The sequence below is a fragment of the Nocardia farcinica genome (assembly GCF_029867845.1).
Taxonomy (GTDB): domain Bacteria; phylum Actinomycetota; class Actinomycetes; order Mycobacteriales; family Mycobacteriaceae; genus Nocardia; species Nocardia farcinica_A.
Window position 1 is genome coordinate 1 of the sequence record NZ_JARWRU010000617.1, and the last position, 2,924, is coordinate 2,924.

Here is a 2,924-nt window from a genome sequence, read left to right on the forward strand (position 1 = left end):
TTTTTCCCGCCCGGGGCGTTCACCGGGGGGGGGGCGGCACGCCCGGGGGCCGGCCCCCCCGCTCCGCCATCATGGCTTGACCTTGACACGATGTCAAGGACTCGAATGGGCGGCGAAGGAGGTGGTTGTCATGAACACGACCCCACATGCCACACCCGGCCGCGGCGACACCCGGCCCACCGCGCCCGAGGGAGCCGACCCGCGGGCACGGCTCACCGACGCCCTGTCGGCGACCGACTCGTCCGTCCGGCTCCGCGCCGCCCTGGCCGTGGGCACCGACCCCGACCCCGGGCTGCTGGACATCCTGCTCACCCGCTGCGCTGTCGAACCCGACTTCTTCGTCCGCGACATGCTCACCTGGGCGCTGTGCAGGCTGCCCGCCGACCTGACCGTGCCCGGGCTGCTCGCCGAACTCGACGCGGCAGGCGCCCAGGCCCGCGGTCAGGCGCTGCACACCCTGTCCAAGATCGGCGACCCGCGCGCCTGGGCGCCGGTCACGGCGCACCTGCACGATGAAGACGACGAGGTGGCGCGCAGCGCCTGGCGGGCGGCGGTCGCCCTGGTGCCGTCCGGCTGGGAGGCGGCGCTGGCCCGCGCGCTCGTCCCCGCGCTCGGCCGCGGTGACCGGGACACCCAGCGCAGCCTCGCCCGCGCCTACGCGGGCCTCGGCGAGGCCGCCCTGCCCGCGCTGGAGGCAGCCGCCGCACACCCCGACCCGCCGGTGCGCGCCCACGCCGTGGCCTGCGCCGCGCTGGTGCGCGACCCGGACAGCGCGTTCACCCTCTCGGTCGAGTTCGCCGAGCGCGTCGCCATCGTTGGACCGGACGCCATCGGCCGCCTCGTCCGGTCCGACTCGGCGGGCGCGGACAGCGGTGTGGCCGGGGACAGCGGTGTCGCCGAGGGCAGCGGTGTCGCCGAGGGCAGCGGTGTGGGCGCGGACAGCGGCGTGGCCGGGGACAGCGGTGTGGCCGGGGACAGCGGTGTGGGCGCGGACAGCGGTGTGGCCGAGGGCAGCGGTGTCGCCGTGACCAAAGGTGTGGGCGTGACCAGGGGTGTGGGCGAGGACGTCGCCGGGACGGTGGACCGCGGTGCGGCCCGGTACGGGGACGGGGCTGGAGTCGAGGAGTAGACGATGCTGATCGGCGAGGTCTCCCGGCGCTGCGGCGTCAGCACCCGGATGCTGCGGCACTACGACGCGGTCGGCCTGGTGTGCCCGACCGGCCGCACCTCGGGTGGTTACCGCGAGTACTCCGAGGCCGACCTGCGCCGTCTGCTGCACGTCGAGAGCCTGCGCACGCTCGGCCTCTCGCTCCAGGAGGTCAAGCGCGCGCTGGACGAACCGGGCTTCGCCCCGTCCGACCTGGTGGCCGATCTCATCCGGCACACCAGACGGCGGATCGCGGCCGAGGAGGAACTGCTCGCCACCCTGGAGCGGGTCGATGCCGCCGCCCCGGCCGGATGGCAGGAGGTGTTGCGCGTGGTGGCCCTGCTGCGCGCCCTGGAATCCGGTCACGCCCCGCGCCGCCAGCAGGCGATCCTCGCCGCCGACGACACCGCCGCGCTCCCGGTCGAGGCCCTGGTCGAGGCCGTTCTGGCCGAGGACAACGCGGACGTGGCCGGGGCGTTGCGCTGGGCTCTGGCCAGGGCCGGGGGAGCGGTCCTCGACCGCCTGGCCGCCGGTTCGGCCTCGCCCTCGGTCGAGGTCCGCCGCCGCGCCGTCGGCGCCGTCGCCGAACTCGGCACGCCGGAGGTGGCGGACCTGCTGCGACCCGCCCTCGCCGACCCGGACGCGGGCATCCGCGCCCTGGCCGCGCTCGCCCTCGGCGCTCGGGGCGAGGTGGCGGCCGTGCCTGTGCTCCTCGCGATGATCGTGGAGGGCCGAAGCGACATCGAAGCCGCCGAAACGCTCGGACAGCTCACCGCCGTCGCACCCGAAGCGGGCATCGCCGCCGCCGTGACCGACGCGATGGGCCGCGCCGACGACCCGTCCGTCCGCCTGCGCCTCACCCAGGCCCTCGCCGAGATCCCCGGACCGTCCGCCCACCGGGCGCTCGAGCACCTGACCGGCGACGGCGACCGGACGATCGCGGCCACCGCCGCCGCCATCCTCGACCACCGCGACCGAGGGCCGCGCCGGGAAAGGCGCCGGGCCGTCCCGCACCCATCGCCGCCCGCGGCCGGGGGCGAGGCCGGCGCGCCGGAAGAATGAACAGTCGCCGGTGCCCCGCGCCGGAGCGAGCCGTGTGGCCGGCACGGGTCACCCGTCGGCGTACAGCGCGACCACGGCCCGCGCGGTGGCCGCCATCCGCGCCCGCAACTCCGGCGGGTCGAGGACTTCGAGGTGCGCCCCCATCGGCAGCAGCCCGTGGAAGAGCACGTCGAAGGACTCCGCCCGCACGGTCACCTCGACCCGGCCGTCGGCGTCGGGTTCGCCGCGGGTGGCCAGCGCCTCGGCGGCCGCGGCGGGGTCGAGGAACAGCCGCAGCAGGCCGAGCTGGTCGGCGGCGATCCGGCAGCGGGCCCGCACGCGGAGCATGGAGCGGGCGAACTCCTCCTGGGCGGCGGCCCAGTGCTCGGCGAGCTGGAAGCCGGGCGGGCGGGTGAAGGTGCGGTCGGTGGGGGTGGCGGCGAGGATGCGGCCGACCCGGTAGGAGCGGATGTGCCCGTCGCTCTGGGCGACGAGATACCAGGTGCCCGCTTTGAGGACCAGACCGAGCGGGTCGAGTTCGCGCCGCACCTCGCGGTCGGCGCGCCGGTAGCGCACCGCGAGGGTGCGATCGTGCCAGAGCGCGTCGGTGATCGCGGCCATGGCGGGGGTGTCCTCGGGGCGGCGGAACCAGCCGGGCGCGGGCCCCGGGGCGCGGGGGGCGGTGGGGGGGGGGCGGGGGCCGCCCAACCCCCGGCCGCCCGGCCCCCCCCCAATA

2 protein-coding genes and 1 pseudogene are annotated in these 2,924 nt (G+C 76.8%); 2 read left to right on the forward strand and 1 reads right to left on the reverse strand.

The genetic code is table 11. The features are described 5' to 3' along the window. Window positions 1-121: 121 nt before the first annotated feature. Window positions 122-829 (forward strand): annotated as a pseudogene (locus tag QH283_RS13560) (HEAT repeat domain-containing protein); the annotation flags it as partial. A 303-nt stretch (window positions 830-1,132) separates the two neighbouring features. Next, window positions 1,133-2,209 carry a MerR family transcriptional regulator gene (locus QH283_RS13565; protein ID WP_280503358.1) on the forward strand — a complete coding sequence of 359 codons (1,077 nt, stop codon included), beginning with the start codon at window positions 1,133-1,135 and terminating at the stop codon, window positions 2,207-2,209. Window positions 2,210-2,257: 48 nt separating this feature from the next. Here QH283_RS13565 and QH283_RS13570 read toward each other — a convergent pair. After that, window positions 2,258-2,924: helix-turn-helix transcriptional regulator (locus tag QH283_RS13570; RefSeq protein WP_280503359.1), on the reverse strand; the 667-nt coding region annotated here is incomplete at its 5' end.